Origin of the sequence: uncultured Roseibium sp. (assembly GCF_963675095.2) — a bacterium.
Taxonomy (GTDB): Bacteria; Pseudomonadota; Alphaproteobacteria; order Rhizobiales; family Stappiaceae; genus Roseibium.
In genome coordinates this window covers 68,375-85,436 of the sequence record NZ_CAXXSJ010000063.1, presented here as the reverse complement: position 1 = coordinate 85,436, position 17,062 = coordinate 68,375, and the positions used below count along the sequence as shown (strand labels likewise).

At 60.9% G+C, this 17,062-nt stretch carries 16 protein-coding genes; 4 read left to right on the top strand and 12 right to left on the bottom strand.

Annotated features, from left to right (window positions below):
- The first annotated feature begins 45 nt into the window (after positions 1-45).
- Entirely contained in the window at positions 46-318 is a 273-nt protein-coding gene (locus ABIN98_RS25515) for an antitermination protein (RefSeq protein WP_346914471.1), read from the top strand.
- A 47-nt stretch (positions 319-365) separates the two neighbouring features.
- Here the strand turns inward: ABIN98_RS25515 and ttcA are convergent, their stop codons facing one another.
- The 3 genes from ttcA to rpsD all read right to left on the bottom strand — a co-directional run bounded on the left by ttcA (position 366) and on the right by rpsD (position 3,225).
- A complete protein-coding gene (gene ttcA / locus ABIN98_RS25510; RefSeq protein WP_346914469.1) occupies positions 366-1,349 on the bottom strand; it encodes a tRNA 2-thiocytidine(32) synthetase TtcA in 984 nt (327 codons plus the stop codon).
- Between the two features lie 236 nt (positions 1,350-1,585).
- The gene (locus tag ABIN98_RS25505; RefSeq protein WP_346914467.1) at positions 1,586-2,380 is read right to left on the bottom strand and encodes a dienelactone hydrolase family protein; all 795 of its coding nucleotides are present in this window, start codon (positions 2,378-2,380) and stop codon (positions 1,586-1,588) included.
- Between the two features lie 227 nt (positions 2,381-2,607).
- Positions 2,608-3,225, bottom strand: coding sequence for a 30S ribosomal protein S4 (rpsD, locus tag ABIN98_RS25500; protein ID WP_346894662.1), 618 nt, complete (start codon positions 3,223-3,225; stop codon positions 2,608-2,610).
- A gap of 590 nt (positions 3,226-3,815) precedes the next feature.
- On the opposite strand from rpsD, the gene ABIN98_RS25495 reads away from it, so the two are divergent.
- Positions 3,816-5,573: an EAL domain-containing protein gene (locus tag ABIN98_RS25495; protein ID WP_346914465.1), complete on the top strand. Its 1,758-nt coding sequence runs from the start codon at positions 3,816-3,818 to the stop codon at positions 5,571-5,573.
- A gap of 205 nt (positions 5,574-5,778) precedes the next feature.
- On the opposite strand, the gene murI is transcribed toward ABIN98_RS25495, so the two are convergent.
- The 7 genes from murI to ABIN98_RS25460 form a co-directional block, all read right to left on the bottom strand.
- Positions 5,779-6,618, bottom strand: a complete 840-nt coding sequence (gene murI, locus ABIN98_RS25490) for a glutamate racemase (RefSeq protein ID WP_346914463.1) — start codon at positions 6,616-6,618, stop codon at positions 5,779-5,781.
- A 4-nt stretch (positions 6,619-6,622) separates the two neighbouring features.
- Positions 6,623-7,435: an RNA methyltransferase gene (locus tag ABIN98_RS25485; RefSeq protein WP_346914461.1), complete on the bottom strand. Its 813-nt coding sequence runs from the start codon at positions 7,433-7,435 to the stop codon at positions 6,623-6,625.
- 75 nt (positions 7,436-7,510) lie between these two features.
- Complete coding sequence (locus ABIN98_RS25480) at positions 7,511-8,056, bottom strand: GNAT family N-acetyltransferase (protein WP_346914459.1); 546 nt, start codon at positions 8,054-8,056, stop codon at positions 7,511-7,513.
- The gene (locus tag ABIN98_RS25475) at positions 8,053-8,631 is read right to left on the bottom strand and encodes an XRE family transcriptional regulator (RefSeq protein WP_346914457.1); all 579 of its coding nucleotides are present in this window, start codon (positions 8,629-8,631) and stop codon (positions 8,053-8,055) included. The genes ABIN98_RS25480 and ABIN98_RS25475 overlap by 4 nt, the downstream gene beginning before the upstream one ends.
- 65 nt (positions 8,632-8,696) lie before the next feature.
- A complete protein-coding gene (gene fabF, locus ABIN98_RS25470) occupies positions 8,697-9,959 on the bottom strand; it encodes a beta-ketoacyl-ACP synthase II (RefSeq protein WP_346914455.1) in 1,263 nt (420 codons plus the stop codon).
- Positions 9,960-10,037: 78 nt separating this feature from the next.
- The gene (locus ABIN98_RS25465; protein WP_346914453.1) at positions 10,038-10,457 is read right to left on the bottom strand and encodes a MarR family transcriptional regulator; all 420 of its coding nucleotides are present in this window, start codon (positions 10,455-10,457) and stop codon (positions 10,038-10,040) included.
- 110 nt (positions 10,458-10,567) lie between these two features.
- Entirely contained in the window at positions 10,568-10,825 is a 258-nt protein-coding gene (locus ABIN98_RS25460; protein WP_346914451.1) for a hypothetical protein, read from the bottom strand.
- On the opposite strand from ABIN98_RS25460, the gene ABIN98_RS25455 reads away from it, so the two are divergent.
- Positions 10,800-11,201, top strand: coding sequence for a DUF308 domain-containing protein (locus tag ABIN98_RS25455; protein ID WP_346914449.1), 402 nt, complete (start codon positions 10,800-10,802; stop codon positions 11,199-11,201). The two genes, ABIN98_RS25460 and ABIN98_RS25455, sit on opposite strands and share 26 nt — an antisense overlap.
- A gap of 230 nt (positions 11,202-11,431) precedes the next feature.
- Positions 11,432-12,646, top strand: a complete 1,215-nt coding sequence (locus tag ABIN98_RS25450) for an NADP-dependent isocitrate dehydrogenase (RefSeq protein ID WP_346914447.1) — start codon at positions 11,432-11,434, stop codon at positions 12,644-12,646.
- Between the two features lie 79 nt (positions 12,647-12,725).
- On the opposite strand, the gene ABIN98_RS25445 is transcribed toward ABIN98_RS25450, so the two are convergent.
- Together ABIN98_RS25445 and alaS are read right to left on the bottom strand one after the other, a co-directional pair.
- Positions 12,726-14,009, bottom strand: coding sequence for a cyclic nucleotide-gated ion channel (locus tag ABIN98_RS25445; protein ID WP_346914445.1), 1,284 nt, complete (start codon positions 14,007-14,009; stop codon positions 12,726-12,728).
- Positions 14,010-14,191: 182 nt separating this feature from the next.
- Positions 14,192-16,855, bottom strand: a complete 2,664-nt coding sequence (alaS, locus tag ABIN98_RS25440; RefSeq protein WP_346914443.1) for an alanine--tRNA ligase — start codon at positions 16,853-16,855, stop codon at positions 14,192-14,194.
- Positions 16,856-17,062 lie beyond the last annotated feature (207 nt).

Sequence of the window (17,062 nt, the reverse complement as noted above, 5' to 3'; positions counted from 1 at the left end):
TTGCCGGGTTAGCGGCAGATCGCCAAAGACAGGGGAACGGGGACTATGAGGATTGTCACAGTTGCAGTGGCGGCGGCCGCTCTGGCCGGAGCGGTCTACGGCTCGGCCTCCGGCCAGCAGAAAGACACAGACCTGAGACGTATCGACTGTTCGCGCATGACGGTGTTTGCGCCCAAGGGCGGAATTTCCGCAGACGACCTGTGCCGCAGCTATGGCGGCGTGGCTCAAATCGGCGCGACACCCTCCGAGGATGGCCTGGTCATCCTCGTCCGCAATCAGCCCATGGGCGGCTTTGACGGCCAGACCACCGTACGATAGGCGAGCGCGCGATAAACGGCCCGCACGCTAAACGCCGCAAACCTCATTCATTCAGCAGCGAACAGCTTGGCCGTCATTGCCAGGCTTGCCCCGCAAGGCTCTTCCGCCTCCCCCTCTTCAGGGGCTTTTGTTCCATCGGCCGGCCGCAGATTGATGAAGTCATAAAGCGACCGGTCCAGCAGGTGCGACGGCCGCGTGTGGGCGAGCGCACGTGCCATGACCCCGAGGCGGCCCGGCGACTGCTTTTCCCAGCCCTGCAGCATCTGCTTGACTTCTTCCCGCTGCAGCCCGTCCTGCGAGCCGCACAGATTGCACGGGATGATCGGGAATGCCATTCCCTTGGCGAATTTCTCGATATCGCTTTCCGCCGAATAGGCCAGCGGACGTAGAACCAGCAGGTCGCCTTCGTCATTCACCAGCTTCGGCGGCATGGAGGCAAGTCGCCCGCCGTGGAACAGGTTCATGAAGAAGGTTTCCAGGATGTCCTCCCGGTGGTGGCCGAGTACGATGGCCTCGCAGCCCTGTTCGCGCGCGATCCGGTAGAGAATGCCGCGCCGAAGACGGGAACACAACGAACAGTACGTGCGGTGGGCCGGGATCTTGTCCGTTACGATCGAATAGGTATCCTCGCGCACGATGATGTGCTCGATGCCGTTGTCCTCGAAGAACTGCGGCAGGATATGAGCCGGAAAGCCGGGCTGCGCCTGGTCCAGATTGCAGGCGATCAGGTCGACCGGCAAAAGGCCCCGCCACTTCAGCTCCATCAGCACCGCCAGCAGCGTGTAGCTGTCCTTGCCGCCCGACAGGCAGACCAGCCATTTGGCAGGTTTGTTTCCTGTGTCCTTCGGAAGCATGGCAAAATCGTCGATCGCCTGGCGGGCCTGACGCAACAGCCGCTTGCGCAGTTTCTTGAACTCGACGCTTGCAGGCGCATTCCGGAACAGGGCCGGAATGTCCGTACCCGTTGCGACCTGCTCCGCGCGCGGACTGTCGTCGATCTCAGCTTCGGGCAAGGACGTCTGCTTTTCCATATCTTGTCTCGGGCGTCGGAATCCGTCTTCGCCGCTGAATATCGGAATGGCGGAACCGGGGCAAATTTTCTTTTGCTCCGGCCACGTGTGATTGTCTGGGCCTCCGATAGCGCGAGCTGCAGCCATCAACTCCGTTTCAGGCCAGGGACCGACCCACAGAGACCGCCCTCACTCCGTCAAGCCGGAGGAGGAACAGCTTTGGAATGAAGCACGGCCACCCTGCCCGGCAGTCGTGCTTATTTCAGCGTTTCGCCGAAGACGTCCAGCATCGCCGCCCAGGACCGTTTGTCCGCGGTTTCGTTGTACTGGATATTCTCCATGCCGTAGTCGCCCGCATTCGGATTGGTGAAGGCGTGGCGCGCCCCGGAAAAGATCATCATTTCCCAATTGGCCTTGGCCCGGTCGAGCCCCTTCTGGAAAGCATCGATCCGGTCAGCGGGAATAAAGGCATCGTCCCGCCCGTGGGCAACGAGAACCTGCGGCTTGATCTCCGTCACCGTTTCGGGCGCCGGCGGCAGCGAACCGTGAAAGCTGACAACCGTCTTCACATCAGCCCCCGCATAGGCCATCTGCATGACGGTCGCCCCGCCGAAGCAATAGCCGATCGCGGCCACCTTGGCGTCGTCCACGTTGTCCTGTGCCTTCAACACGTCGAGACCTGCCTGCGCGCGGGCCTGCCAGGCCTCGATGTTGGCGGTGATCTGCTTCATCCATTCGCCGGCTTCCTTTCCGTGCGCGGTGACCTTGTCGTCGCCGTACATATCGAGGGCGAAGGCCACATAGCCTTCCTTCGCCAGCGCCTCGGCGCGCGACTTGGCATAGTCGTTCAGTCCCCACCATTCGTGAACGACCAGGACACCGGGCTGCTTGCCGGACATCGCATCGTCCCAGGCGAGAACACCCTTCAGCACCGTATCGCCGTCCTTGTATTCGATCGTCTTCGTCTGCACTTCGGCCTGTGCGCCGAAGGCGGAAAGCCCCGCACCGCCCGCGAGAACCAAAGCCACGGCAAACCGGAATATCTTCTGCATCTGTCGTCCCTCCATTTTTCGATGTACCCGACCATTGCGGTCACGCGGCACGTCAAACAGGAAAAACATAGGCTTGGCGCCGGCGGGCATAAAGGGCCTAAGCTCCCGACGGCAGTAACGGTTCCGTTACGGCAACGTCCGGACAAACAAAAACCCCGCCAGAGATCGGCGGGGTTTTCGATTCGATAAAGGCTTTTTCGAAACGGTAGCCCGTTTCTCTCGCCTGATCAGCGCGAGTAGAACTCGACCACCAGGTTCGGTTCCATCTGCACCGGATACGGCACATCGGAGAAAGCCGGAACGCGGCTGTAGGTCGCAGTCATCTTGCTGTGATCGACATCGATGTAATCCGGCACGTCACGCTCTGCGGACTGCACGGCTTCCAGAACCAGAGCCATCTGCTTGGAACGGTCGCGGACTTCGATCACATCGCCCGGACGAACGCGGTAGGACGGGATGTTGACCCGCTTGCCGTTCACCTTCACGTGGCCGTGGTTGATGAACTGGCGCGACGCGAAGACGGTCGGCACGAACTTGGCACGGTAGATAATAGCATCCAGACGGCGCTCCAGGAGACCGATCAGGTTTTCCGACGTATCGCCGCGCATACGGGATGCTTCGTCATAAACCTTGCGGAACTGCTTTTCGGAGATGTTGCCGTAATAGCCCTTCAGCTTCTGCTTGGCGCGCAGCTGAACACCGAAGTCGGACAGCTTGCCCTTGCGGCGCTGGCCGTGCTGGCCGGGGCCGTATTCGCGCTTGTTGGCCGGGCTCTTCGGACGACCCCAGATGTTTTCGCCCATCCGGCGGTCGATTTTGTACTTCACACTATGGCGCTTGGACATCGCGGTTTCCTTTTTTATCGCGTTGTTTTTACATCAAGGAAACGCGCCCTCCTTTGTCTTGCTCCCGGGAAAAGCCCGGAAACGAGACCGACAGGGATCCGGCTAGACTGCGCCGGCCGAATGCCCACGGGTGCGTATAATCCGAAAGCATTACGCCCGCGGACCGCGGCGTGTTACCCAAAGCAGGCCTGAATGTCAATCACCGCTACGGATTGACAGGGCAATCCCGCCGCTTTTTTACATCCCCGCCATTAAGAAACGGAGTTCAACCTACGCACAACCGAAGATTCGTGCACGCAGTGCGCTTATTGCACTGCGCGGTGGAGCGAATGCGCAGAAATCTGCGAAACAGCCATTCAGAAATCAACTACCAGCGGTAGAATTAATGCATTCATTTAGAAATTTTTAAGTGCATATCCGCAGTATCGCCACAATTATCACACTGTCAAAATTCGGGAGGGTGACGGTCGCATAGATTGTGACTGAATTCTTCGCGGATTTCGTCCGGAGGCACCACATTGAGCCCCGCCGTTGAACGTACGCTGTATAATTTTGAGCAACTTCGCGAAATAGCTGCCCGTGGCTTGGCGGTGGACCATATTATCGGCAGCGTAATATACGCGTACCAGCCCATCGTCGATCTGGGCAGCGGCGTTGTCTATGGCTACGAAGCCCTTGTCCGCAATCTCGACGAACTCGGTCTCAAATATCCGGAACAGCTGTTCGATTTCGCCTTTAACGCCGGCGTCCTGCCCGAACTGGAATGCCGCCTCTTTGAAAAGGCCCTGGAGGACTTCTGCCGACTGCCCATGGCCCGCGGCACCAAGCTCTTTTTCAATATCGACGGCCGGGATCTGGGTCACCGCGACGATCCCAGGATGAGCCTGGACGAGACCCTCTCCCGCTTCGACCTGTCGCCCAGCCAGATCTGCCTTGAACTCTCCGAACGCCACAAGGACGCCTACAGCGACATCACCGATCATGCGCTGAGCAACCTGCGCCAGAGAGGATTTCTCCTCGCCCTTGACGATTTTGGCCGCGGTTTCTCCGACCTGCGCCTGCTGCACGACGTCTCACCGGACCACGTCAAGATCGACCGTTTCTTCCTCAGCAGTATCGATGCCGATCCGAGGCGGAAGATGTTCGTGACCACCGTCGCCAACCTCGCCCATGTGCTCGGTGCGCGCGTGGTTGCTGAAGGTGTCGAAACCGAGCGGGAATACAAGGCCTGCCGGGACGCCGGCTGCGACATGATCCAGGGCTTTTATGTCGCCAGGCCCTTTATCGAAAAGACCGAAGCCAAGCTGTTTTACGATCATATCCGAGGCCCGGTTTTCGGCGGGAAACGTCAGGAAGAGGACACCCGGATCAAGAACGAGCTTCTGGAACTTCCGACTGTTCCCTTCGACGCCTCCATGCGCGATCTGCTCGATCTGTTCGTCAGCGGTCAGGACATCAGCGTCATCCCGGTGGTCGATTCCAGCAACGAACCGCGCGGCCTGATCCACGAACGAGATCTCAAGGCCTATTTATACGCAGGAGGCTCGGACGAGGAAGATTATGATGCCGCGCTGGATCTGCCGCTCCGGAGCTTCGTACGCTCCTGCCCGATCGCCGACATCGATTCCAATGCAGACATGCTGCTGGTCACCTTTGCCTCGTCGTTGAATTCCGACGGCATTCTGATCACCCAGAACTTCCGCTATGTCGGCTTTCTCTCCGCCACGTCGCTTCTGAAGATCATCCACGAGAAGCGTTTGGAGGAAGCCCAGGATCAGAACCCGCTGACCCGCCTTCCGGGCAACGGCGCCGTCAACCGCTTCATCATCGATGCCGCCCGGCCGCGCAGCACCCAGCGCCATCTATGCTATTTCGACTTCGACAACTTCAAACCCTTCAACGACACCTACGGCTATCGCCAGGGCGACCGGGCGATCATCCTGTTCGGCGAGCTTTTGCAACGCCATGTGAGCGGATCTGGCACCTTCCGCGGCCATATCGGCGGCGATGATTTCTTTGCCGGCTTCCTCTCCGGCGACCAGACCGAGATCGCCGCGCGCATGCTCTCGCTGAAGCGGGCCTTCAAGTCGGACGTGGAAAGCTTCTACGAGCCCGAACACCGCGAACAGGGTTATATCGAGGCCGTCGACCGCTTCGGCTCCAACCGCCTGTTTTCCCTTCTGGACTGTTCGATTTCGATCATCTCCCTGCCGCCGAACACGACGATGCATCCCGACCAGCTCAACGATGCCATGGCGGCGTTGAAGCGGGAGGCCAAGCGGTCCGATGACGGGCTCGCGGTCAGGACGCTCGACGCCTACGAAACCGTCGACGTTTCAAAGAACTAGAGCATCGGGCGATAACTTTAAAACATTTGACCGGCGCGCTTTTGTTTGCTGACAAGGCGGGTCGCGTGCCGTGGTGTTTCCCACCACAAGCGCGAGCCAACGCAGTCAGCGGGCAAAAGAGCCCGGCCCTTCGGGTGTCTGAAAGCAGCCCATCGGCTGCGTTGCGCCGCTTGCACGATGCACCGCATCGCACTTCGCGACGCGCCTAGCCGAGTGAACTGCTTTCAGACATCAAATGGTTCAAAGTTGTCGCCCGATGCTCTAACCCAAATCCCGCGAGAAAACGGCTGAGTTCGGGCGTGCTTGTCCCGGACGTAAAGATCGCCCTGTCCGGATTTCGGGACGGCGCAGCGTTCATGTCCCCGTCCAGCACCCGGTAGACCTGACGGGCGATCGCCTCCGCCGGATCGAGCCAGTCGACCGGCCAGGGCGCAATGCGGCGAAACCGGTTGGCCAGAAACGGATAGTGGGTACAGGCAAGCACGACGATATCGGTCCGCCTGTCTTCCTGTTCCAGAAAACAGTCCCCGATTTCAGCGAGCAGGTCCTCATCGTTGACGGTCTGCCGGCGCACATGCCGTTCCGCCAGTTCCGCCAGCCGGTTGGAGCCGACCAGGCGGACGTGGCATTGGCTAGCAAAGGTATCGATCAGCGATCGTGTATAAGCCCGCTTGACGGTTCCGGGCGTCGCCAACACCGAAATGAGCCCGGAGCGCGTCTGCTCCGCCGCCGGCTTGATCGCCGGCACCGTGCCGACGAAGCGGGTGTCCGGATAGGCGGCTCGAAGGGCTGCACCGGCGAGCGTGAACGCGGTATTACAGGCAATGACGATCGCCTTCGGATCGTGTTCGCCAATCAAGCGTCCGAACAGTTCCAGAAGCCGCGCCTTCAGCGGCTCCTCGTCCCAGGCACCATAGGGAAAGCCGCCATCGTCGGCCACATAAAGAAGCCGTTCATAGGGAAGTGCCAGACGAACTTCCCGCAAAACGGTCAGCCCTCCGATCCCTGAATCGAAAACGAGAACCGGCCGGTCTGCCTGGGTCATCTGGTTAGTCTTCCTGTTGGTCGTCCGTTTCTTCGGGCCGCGGGCGCGTCTGGCGTTTTTCCAGAGCGGCCACGACCCCGCGCAAGGCGCGGACTTCCTGATCGGAAAGCTGCGCCTTCTGAAAGATATTGCGCAAGGTTCTGACCATATGAGGGCGTCTTTCGGGCGGTCTGAAGAAAGTTACGCCATCGAGCGCCCCTTCCAGGTGTTCGAAAAAGCGGAACAGGTCGTCCTTGGATGCCGGCGGGTTTTCCTCTTCGCTCAGGCGGAAGGGCAGCGCGCCCGAGGTCGCCGTCTTGCGCCACTCATAGGCGCAGACCAGAACGGCCTGAGCGATGTTGAGCGAGGCGAACTCCGGATCGACCGGCAGGGTCACGATCTCGTCGGCAAGCGCAACCTCGTCATTGTTGAGCCCCCAGCGCTCCCGGCCGAACAGATAGCCGGTCGCAAGACCGTCGGCGCCGAGCCCGACCACCTTTGCCGCCGCCTCGTCCGGCCCGCGCACGGGCTTGGCCACCTCACGCGAACGAGCGGTGGTCGCATAGACGAAACTCAGGTCGGCAATGGCGGCCTCGACGCTGTCGAACACCTGAACATGATCGATCACATGGTCCGCCCGGCTGGCGGCGGCCCGCGCCTTTTCACTCGGCCAGCCGTCGCGCGGATTGACGATCCGAAGATCGGTCAGGCCGAAATTCGCCATGGCGCGCGCAGCCGTGCCGATGTTCTCGCCAAGCTGCGGCTCGCACAGGATGACGGCGGGCGGCTTCACGTCCACCTGCCGCGCCTCGTCCCGGATATTTGCGTTTCTGCTCATGGAAGGGGCATGTAGCCGAAGGCTGCCGGAATGGGAAGGGGGCACGACAAATGCCAGCCCCTCACCTCCTCCGGTTCAAGAACCAAGTTGTTTGTAGAACACCGTGGTCGCGTCCAGTCCGCCTCGGGTAGCTTGCGCATAGCCGGGTATGACACCGACGCGGCTGTAGCCCGCCTTCGGATAGATGCTTTCCGCCGTATCACCGGTCACCGTGTCGAGCACCAGCAGCGTTCGCTCCAGTGAGAGCGCCAGATCCTCGACTGCAGCCAGCAGCTTGCGCGACAGGCCCTTCCGTCTTGCTTGCGGGTGCACCATCAGCTTGGCGACCTCAGCCCTATGGCGGCCGTTATCCTGGGGCGCCAGTTCCAACATCACCGTTCCGACAATCCTGCCGTCGAGCCGGGCGACCAGAAGATACCGCTCTCCAGCGCGGAGGCCGGCCAGCCGGCTCTGCCAAAAAGCTTCTGCCTCTTCCCTCTCGAATGGCAGCACGAAGCCGATCCCGGCGCCGCCCTGGACACAGGCCCACAAGACTTCGCCCAACGCGGCCAGTTCCGATTCCGCTTTGTCAGCCGTCAGAATTTCGATCGGGGGGAGAACGGGAAAGTCTGATTTGGTCATGGCGCGATCACACACAGAATATAGCGGGCATCCTCCGGGCCAGGAGCACGGTAGCTGTTGCCGGTTGTCAGCTTGAAACGGAGGCAATCCCCGGCCTCCAGCACATGGGAGGTCTCGCCAAGCACCACCTCCAGACGACCCGAGCGCAGCAGGAGATGGTGTTCCAGGCCCGGGATCGGCGTGTCGGAATAGGTCACCTCGCGGCCCGCCGGAAGCGTGCCTTCGATGACAGAGCCCTTGTAGCCGGTCCTGGCCGGCGAAACGTTGCGCCGGCGAAAGCCGGTCTGGGGATCGGACCATTCCTGTTGATCGGAGCGGGACACGCGGTCCCCGCCCAGATCCTCCAGCCCCGAAAACAGGGCGGCCATCGGCATCTGATACGCGGCTGCAAGCTGGCCGAGCACATGGGCGGTCGGACTGGTTTCGCCGCGCTCGATACGCGACAGGCTTGCCCGGCTGATACCGCTCTTGTCGGCGAGTTTTTCAAGTGACCAGCCCCGCGCCTGGCGCAGGCGGGTCAAGCGCACCGCCAGCGCCGCATCAGGGGGAAGCGGTTTGTCATTCTCATTTCTCATATTCAGGAATAAATCCCGAATATGAGAATATTGCAAGTCCGATTATGCGTCCGCGCGGGTCGAGGTCAGATGCGGGAGAAGACCGCACTGGCATTTACCCCGCCGAAGCCAAAGCCGTTGGTGAGGATGTGGTCGACCTTGCGCGCAATCGCCTTTCCGTGGATCAGCTCGAACCGGGAGAGCGCCTCATCCGGCGTCTCGAGATTGCGCGACGGCGGCAGCATCCCGGAGGTCAGCGCCTTGACGCAGGCGATCGCCTCGACGCCACCGGCAGCCCCGAGCAGATGACCGAACATGGATTTGCTGGAGGAAACCGCCAGATCCTTGGCCCGGCCGGCAAACAGCGTGGTCAGCGCCGTGATCTCCGCGGCATCGCCCACCGGCGTCGAGGTCGAGTGGGCGTTGACGTAGCCGATATCCTTCGGCTCAAGCTTTGCCATCTGCAAGGCCTTGCGCATGGCCCGCAGTTCCCCCTCCCCGTCCGGCGGTGACGCCGTCACGTGATAGGCATCCGCCGACGTGCCGTAGCCGGCGACCTCCGCCAGCGGCGTGGCACCCCGCGCCCGGGCGTGCTCCTCGCTTTCCAGCACCAGGATGCCGGCCCCTTCGCCCATGACGAATCCGTCCCGGTCCTGATCGAAGGGGCGAGAAGCGTGGGCGGGATCGTCGTTGCGCTTGGTCGACATCGCCTTGGCTGCGGAAAACCCCGCCATGGAGACCGGGTCGATACAAGCTTCGGTTCCGCCGGCAACCATCACTTCCGCCTCGCCGCTGCGGATCATGCGCACCGCATCGCCAATGGCCTGCAGACTGGCGGCACAGGCGGTCACCGGTGCACCGAGCGGCCCTTTCAGGCCATGGCGGATGGACACCTGACCGCTTGCCAGATTGGCGAGAAACGACGGCACCAGGAACGGCGACACCCGGCGCGGTCCGCGCTCGGCCACCAGCCGGGCTGCTGCCGTCATCGCCGGAAAGCCGCCGACACCGGTGGCGATGATGGTTCCGGTGACTTCCTGGTCCTCTGCCTTTTTCGGAAACCAGCCGGCCTGCGCCAGGGCCTCGTCGGCTGCGGCGATGGCATAATGAATGAACCGGTCCATGCGCTTCTGTTCGCGCGGCTCCAGATATTTATCGACATCGAAACCGTCCGGGTCTTCCGCAGCGGTCGGGACTTCACCGGCGATCTTGCAGGCAAGCTCAGTCGCATCGAAACGGGTAATCTGCCGGATCCCGTTCGCCCCGTCGCAGACCCGCCGCCAGAAGGCCTCGAGTCCCACCCCAAGCGGCGAGACCACACCCATTCCCGTCACAACGATCTTTCTCATAAGTCCTCCAGACTGTGTAGATACACATTTCAAATAGGCGTTTGCCCGCCAGCGGCAATGCCCTGGGTGTTGCCGGCTCTAAACCTTCGACAGCACCTTCAGGGATTTGATGGTGTCGTGAAAAGCCTCGACACCCATTTCTTCTGCGAGATCGGCCTGCGCCTTGCGCCAGAATGGCAGGGCTTCCTCGACAAGCGCCTCGCCTTTATCGGTGAGTTCATAAACCTTGCCGTTACCCCGGTCCGCCTCCAGCACACGGACCAGCCCTTTTTTCTGTAGCAGCGCGATATTGCGCACCAGCGTTGTCCGATCCATCGATCCGAGTTCGGCCAGCTCGCCCGTCGTCCTGCCTTTTCCTTCCCGAATATGGGTCAGGGCGGAAAACTGCGCCGCCGTCATACCCAGCTTTCGGGCTTCCCTGTCATACCGCCTGCTGACCGCTCGCGCCGCACGGCGGACATTGGCCAGCATGCAGAGAGAAAAATCATCCTTGATCATGCCTCTCTTTATCTGTGCATATACACAGTCCGGTCAAGAGCCTGCCTGCCCTCAACCGCAAACCACCGGTGGAGGAGCCGGAACAAACGTGTCATTCCCCCTCCCGTCCGCTATAGTGGCACCCGCTTGGTAGTTTTCACAATCTGCCCTTGCTCATCATGACCGCGGAGGCCTCCATGACCGAAATGTCCCAGGATCTTCAGAACCTGAAGCAGAAAATCGAACACAATTGGGGCTGGATTCTCGCCCTCGGCATTCTTCTGGTTCTCGGCGGACTTGTTCTGATCGCCGCCCCCGCTTGCCTCCTCGATCGCTGTCACGCTGCTGATAGCAGCCGTTCTCGTGGTCGGTGGCGTATTCCAGATCATCCAGGCGTTCCGGACCCAGAACTGGTCCGGCTTTCTCTGGAGCCTGATCGTCGGCGTTATCGCGGTGATCGGCGGCATTGTGATCTACACCAATCCCATGGCGGGCACATTCGCGCTCACCCTCGTGATCGCGGCAGTCTTCATCGCCCAGGGCGTCAGCCAGTTGCTGCTGGCCTTCAAGATCAAACCGCATTCCGGCTGGGGATGGGTCGCCTTTGCCGGCGTGATCGCCATTCTGGCCGGCTTCATGATCTGGTCCGAACTGCCCTCTTCCGCGGCATGGGCGCTGGGACTGATTGCCGGCATTTCTGTCATGCTCAACGGCTGGAGCTACATCGCGATCGCCCTTGCCGCCAAGGCGATGAAATCCTCCTGAGCGGCAGGCCGGGAACGCCCGGCAACGGATTGAATCGAGCCCGGCAGGAGACCTTTTTCCGGTCCCCTGCCCGAACTGACGATTGCCAATGCGACAGGCTTTGTTAGCCTTTGTGCAAATCCTCCCTTCGCAGGGGTGGTGTTTGATTGCGTACATCGGTATACAAACGCTGAAGCTTGCCTCCCAAGGCCCGATTTCTCCCATCGCAAAGCACGAGGTCTCAGCAAATCATGGCGAAGATCAAGGTAGACAACCCGGTCGTCGAACTCGACGGCGACGAGATGACCCGGATCATGTGGCAGTTCATCAAGGACAAGCTGATCCATCCCTATCTCGACATCGATCTGAAATACTACGACCTCTCTATCCAGGAACGCGACCGCACCGACGACCAGATCACCGTCGACGCGGCAAATGCCATCAAGGAACACGGCGTCGGCGTGAAATGCGCCACCATCACACCGGACGAGGCCCGGGTCGAGGAATTCGGCCTGAAGCGCATGTACCGCTCGCCCAACGGCACGATCCGCAACATTCTGGGCGGCGTCATCTTCCGCGAGCCGATCATCATGCGCAACGTACCGCGCCTGGTGCCCGGCTGGACCCAGCCGATCATCGTCGGCCGCCACGCCTTCGGCGATCAGTACAAGGCCACCGATTTCCACTTCCCCGGCAAGGGCAAGCTGACCATCAAGTTCGTCGGCGACGACGGCACCGAAATCGAGCACGACGTGTTCGACGCACCTTCGGCCGGTGTCGCCATGGCCATGTACAACCTGGATGAATCCATCCGCGATTTCGCCCATGCGTCGTTCAACTACGCGCTTCAGCGCAAGGTGCCCTGCTATCTCTCCACCAAGAACACCATCCTGAAAACCTATGACGGCCGCTTCAAGGACCTGTTCCAGGAAATCTACGACGCGGAATTCAAGGCCAAGTTTGCCGAGGCCGGGATCTGGTACGAGCACCGCCTGATCGACGACATGGTGGCTTCCTCACTCAAATGGTCCGGCGGCTATGTCTGGGCCTGCAAGAACTACGACGGTGACGTCCAGTCCGACACGGTGGCCCAGGGCTTCGGCTCCCTCGGCCTGATGACCTCTGTCCTGATGAGCCCGGACGGCAAGACGGTCGAGGCGGAAGCCGCCCATGGCACCGTGACCCGCCACTACCGCATGCACCAGAAGGGCGAACAGACCTCGACCAACCCGATTGCCTCGATCTTCGCCTGGACCCGCGCCCTGGCGCACCGGGCCAAGCTCGACGGCAACGACAAGCTGGCGCGGTTTGCCAAGACCCTGGAAACGGTCTGCATCGACACCGTCGAAAGCGGCTACATGACCAAGGACCTGGCGCTTTTGGTCGGCCCCGATCAGGGCTGGCTGACCACCAACGGGTTCCTCGACAAGATCGACGAGAACCTGCAGCGGGTGATGGCATCCTGACTTCTGATAACAACGGGAATTAAAAAGCAAAAAGGCGGCCACCAGGACCGCCTTTTTTCGCTTTTTTGGGCGTAAAGGGTCAGCGCTCGTCTTCGCTCGCCTTTTTCTCGTCCGGGAAAAGCTCCGGCTCGCTGGCGGCTTCCTCTTCGTCGGTCGGATAGACGTCCGCCATCTCCAGTTCTTCCTCCGCCAGATCACCGACGACACGGCGGCCTTCCTTCGCCCGCCGTTCTGCTTCCTCAAGTATCTTCGCAGCAAGCGACGGATGCCGGTCCATCAGTTGCTGCAAGGCAAAGGCCTCGAGAACCAGCAGGTCGCAATCGTGATAGGCGGTAACCGTCGATTCCCTCTGGCGCTGATGGATCAGGGCAAGTTCGCCGAAAAATTCGCCCTCTCCGAGATAAACCGTTTTGGTTTCCAGCTGGATTTCCACATCACCATCGGAGATGAAGTACATCTTGTCCGCCACATCCCCCCTTTGGGCAATGACCGTGCCGGCCCGAACCTTCTGCGCCTTGAGAAGCTTTGCCACTTCCGCGATCTGTGTCGCCTTCAGATCCTCAAACAACGGCACCCGCGCCACCATTGACCAGGTGACGACGAAATCCCGGCTGTGGATCTCACGGGCAAATGCGGAAGCAATGATGCCAACCGGCAGGGCGATCAGGCCGTAGCCCATGAGCATGACGACACCGCCTATGACCTTGCCGAGATCCGTGACCGGAACGACATCGCCATAACCGACGGTCGTCACCGTCGCCAACGCCCACCACATTGCCTCGGGGATGCTGCTCAGTTTCTCGGGCTGAATGTCATGTTCGACCAGATAAAGCATGGTGGCAGCAAGCAGCACCACACCGAAGATGATAACGGTCGAGCCCATCAGCGCCTGCCGCTCGGAAGCGACAGCCGAAAGCAGGGACCGAAGCGCGGGCGAATAGCGCGCCAGCTTCAGGAACCGCAGCAGGCGGAGAATAACCAGGGTGGTGACGGCTGTGTTCGTTTCGAACAAAAGAAGCAGCAAAGGCAGAACGGCAATCAGGTCGACAATGGCATCGACGTGAATCGCGTAACGCAGCCGTGCGAAAACCGGTCCGTAGCGGCGCAGCGGGGGATGCAGATCGGCCACATAGAGTCGGAGCACATACTCAATCAGGAATATCTGCCCGGAAATGAGCTGGAACGCCTTCAAGGGCCCATTGAAGGATTCCTGGATTTTGGGAACCGTCTCGACCACCGACAGGGCCACGTTCATGACAATGAGAAACACCAGGAACTGCCGGACCGCACGGGCCGCCGCGCGTTCCTTTCCCGTATCCTCGAAGATATTGTAAAGCGTTTGTTTGAATTCTGCTCTTTTCACGCTTGTCGGTCTTTCTCAGGCCAGTCGTTTTTGCGGATTTCAAAGTTGCTGCCCGCCGCAAAACAATTCTTGATCCAAGAATACCCTAAGGTTTGCAAAGTGACTCTTAATCAAAATGGAAAAGGCGGGCCGCAAAGCCCGCCTTTTCTGTCATTATTGCCGAGGGTCAGGAGCCTGGCCGCTCAGAGCCCCGAAAGATAGGCTTCGATTGCGGCAATCGCGGCATCCGCCTTGGCGCCTTCCGGTCCACCGGCCTGGGCCATGTCGGGTCGTCCGCCGCCGCCCCGGCCGCCGAGCGCTTCGGAGCCCAGCTTCACCAGATCGACTGCGCTGACCTTGTCGGTCAGGTCGTTGGTGACGGCGGTGACGATCGCGGCCTTGCCGTCGTCCGCGACATTGATCAACACCACCACACCGGAGCCGAGCTGAGCTTTGGCATCGTCAGCGAGACCCTTCAGATCCTTCGGATTGATGCCTTCCACCACGCGTGCCATCAGCTTGAACGCACCGGCTTGCTTGACAGCGGCACCGGCCTCGCCCGATCCGCCGCCACCCATGGCGAGTTTCTTCTTGGCGTCCGCCAGTTCCTTCTCCAGCCGCCTGCGGTCTTCCACCAGCTGTGCGACACGGGCGGTCACATCGCCGGCGCCGACCTTCAACAGCGAAGCCAGTTCGCGGACCCGCTTGTCCTGCTCGTCAAGATAGGCCCGGGCCTCGGCACCAGTCAGGGCCTCGATCCGGCGCACGCCGGCAGCCACCGCGCTTTCGGAGACGAGTGTCACCAGACCGATATCGCCGGTCCGGCTGACGTGGGTCCCGCCGCACAGTTCGACCGAATAGGCCTTGCCGGCTTTCTCGCCGTGAAGCGCCGTCCCCATGGTGACCACGCGGACCTCTTCCCCGTATTTTTCGCCGAACAGCGCCATGGCGCCGCTCTCGATTGCATCGTCGACTGCCATCAGGCGGGTTTCCACCGGCGCATTCTGCAGCACGATCTCATTGGCGTAGCCTTCGACGACAGCGAGTTCCTCATCCGACATGGGCTTGGGATGGGAGAAGTCGAACCGCAGGCGTTCCGGAGACACCAGCGAGCCCTTCTGAGCCACATGGGTCCCCAAAACCTCGCGCAAGGCTTCATGGACAAGGTGGGTCGCCGAGTGGTTGGACCGGACAGCGCCGCGGCGCGCGTGATCGACCATAAGCTCGAGAGCGAGCCCGACCGTGAGCTTGCCTTCCTCGACGGTCACCGCATGGATGAACAGCCCGTCGGCCTTTTTCTGCACATCGCTCACCCGGACCTTGAGGCCGGAGGCTGTCATCAGGCCGGCATCGCCGACCTGGCCGCCCGATTCTCCGTAGAACGGCGTCTGGTTCAGGATCACGAAACCGGACTGGCCGGTGGCAATTTCCTGCGTCTCGGCCCCGTCGGCGACAAGACCGGTCACGACACCTTCCGCCTTCTCGGTCTCGTAGCCGAGAAATTCCGTGGCGCCCAACTTGTCCTTCAACGCGAACCAGACGGTTTCCTCGGCAGCGCCTCCGGATCCGGACCAGGCGGCGCGGGCCTCCGCCTTCTGCCGTTCCATTGCCACGTCGAAGGCATCGGTATCAACGGTAATGCCGCGGGCACGCAAGGCATCCTGGGTCAGATCGAGCGGAAAGCCATAGGTGTCGTAAAGCTTGAACGCTGTTTCGCCGTCCAGTTCGCCACCCTCGCCGAGATCTGCGGTTGCGCTGTCCAGGAGACCCAGGCCGCGTTCCAGCGTTTTGCGGAACCGGGCTTCCTCCAGCCGCAGGGTTTCGGTAATCAGCGCTTCCGCGCGGACCAGTTCCGGATAAGCCCGGCCCATCTCGCGGATCAGTGCCGGCACCAGCTTCCACATCAACGGATCACGGGCACCAAGCAGATGGGCATGACGCATGCCGCGACGCATGATCCGGCGCAGGACGTAGCCGCGGCCTTCATTGGACGGCAGCACGCCATCGGCGATCAGGAAGCTGGTGGAGCGCAGGTGGTCGGCAATGACCCGATGGCTGTTTGCGGCAGCGCCTTCTGCGTCGACGCCGGTGGCGTTCTCCGATGCGGCGATCAGGGCCCGGAACAGGTCGATGTCGTAGTTGTCGTGCACGCCCTGCAGAACCGCAGCAATACGTTCGATGCCCATGCCGGTATCGATCGACGGCCGAGGCAGGTCATGACGGGCTTCCGCAGTCTGCTCGTACTGCATGAAGACGAGGTTCCAGATCTCGATGAACCGGTCGCCGTCTTCTTCCGGCGATCCCGGAGGGCCGCCCCAGATGTGATCCCCATGATCGTAGAAGATTTCAGAGCACGGTCCGCAAGGGCCGGTGTCGCCCATGGTCCAGAAGTTGTCCGACGTCGGGATCTTGATGATCTTGTCTTCCGACAAACCGGCAATCTTTTTCCAAAGATCGAAGGCCTGCTGATCTTCCGAATAGACTGTCACCAGGAGCCGGTCCTTCGGCAGGCCGTATTCCTTCGTGATCAGGTTCCAGGCGAGTTCGATGGCCCTGTCCTTGAAATAATCGCCGAAGGAGAAGTTCCCCAGCATTTCGAAGAAGGTGTGATGGCGTGCCGTATAGCCGACGTTGTCCAGGTCATTGTGCTTGCCGCCGGCGCGAACCACCTTCTGGGCGGTCGCAGCGCGCTGGTAGTCACGCTTTTCCAGGCCGGTAAAGACGTTCTTGAACTGGTTCATGCCGGCATTGGCGAACATCAGCGTCGGGTCGTTGCGCGGCACCAGCGGACCGGATTCGACAATCGTGTGATCGTTTTTCTCGAAATAGTCCAAAAATGCTGATCTGATTTCGTTTACGCCGGTCATTCGGTGTCTTGCCTCGATCGTAGCTCGGTTCTGGCGGAGCGGCCCTTAGATATTCTTTTCCCTGGCATGATGCTTGATCGCCGGGTCGAAGCAGCCTTTTAGCTTTCGGCTCAACGGCTGTCCAGAAAAGCCAGCGATTGAAAGGCCATTCACGATGAATTTCTTATGGCAAACAGAAAACCCCCGGAGCACGCTCCGGAGGTTTGA

What these genes read in the sequence shown, in the direction of transcription:
- ABIN98_RS25515 (WP_346914471.1), top strand. Translation starts at nt 46, where the DNA reads ATGAGGATTGTCACAGTTGCAGTGGCGGCGGCCGCTCTGGCCGGAGCG.
- ttcA (WP_346914469.1), bottom strand. Translation starts at nt 1,349, where the DNA reads ATGGAAAAGCAGACGTCCTTGCCCGAAGCTGAGATCGACGACAGTCCG.
- ABIN98_RS25505 (WP_346914467.1), bottom strand. Translation starts at nt 2,380, where the DNA reads ATGCAGAAGATATTCCGGTTTGCCGTGGCTTTGGTTCTCGCGGGCGGT.
- rpsD (WP_346894662.1), bottom strand. Translation starts at nt 3,225, where the DNA reads ATGTCCAAGCGCCATAGTGTGAAGTACAAAATCGACCGCCGGATGGGC.
- murI (WP_346914463.1), bottom strand. Translation starts at nt 6,618, where the DNA reads ATGACCCAGGCAGACCGGCCGGTTCTCGTTTTCGATTCAGGGATCGGA.
- ABIN98_RS25485 (WP_346914461.1), bottom strand. Translation starts at nt 7,435, where the DNA reads ATGAGCAGAAACGCAAATATCCGGGACGAGGCGCGGCAGGTGGACGTG.
- ABIN98_RS25480 (WP_346914459.1), bottom strand. Translation starts at nt 8,056, where the DNA reads ATGACCAAATCAGACTTTCCCGTTCTCCCCCCGATCGAAATTCTGACG.
- ABIN98_RS25475 (WP_346914457.1), bottom strand. Translation starts at nt 8,631, where the DNA reads ATGAGAAATGAGAATGACAAACCGCTTCCCCCTGATGCGGCGCTGGCG.
- fabF (WP_346914455.1), bottom strand. Translation starts at nt 9,959, where the DNA reads ATGAGAAAGATCGTTGTGACGGGAATGGGTGTGGTCTCGCCGCTTGGG.
- ABIN98_RS25465 (WP_346914453.1), bottom strand. Translation starts at nt 10,457, where the DNA reads ATGATCAAGGATGATTTTTCTCTCTGCATGCTGGCCAATGTCCGCCGT.
- ABIN98_RS25460 (WP_346914451.1), bottom strand. Translation starts at nt 10,825, where the DNA reads ATGATCTGGAATACGCCACCGACCACGAGAACGGCTGCTATCAGCAGC.
- ABIN98_RS25450 (WP_346914447.1), top strand. Translation starts at nt 11,432, where the DNA reads ATGGCGAAGATCAAGGTAGACAACCCGGTCGTCGAACTCGACGGCGAC.
- alaS (WP_346914443.1), bottom strand. Translation starts at nt 16,855, where the DNA reads ATGACCGGCGTAAACGAAATCAGATCAGCATTTTTGGACTATTTCGAG.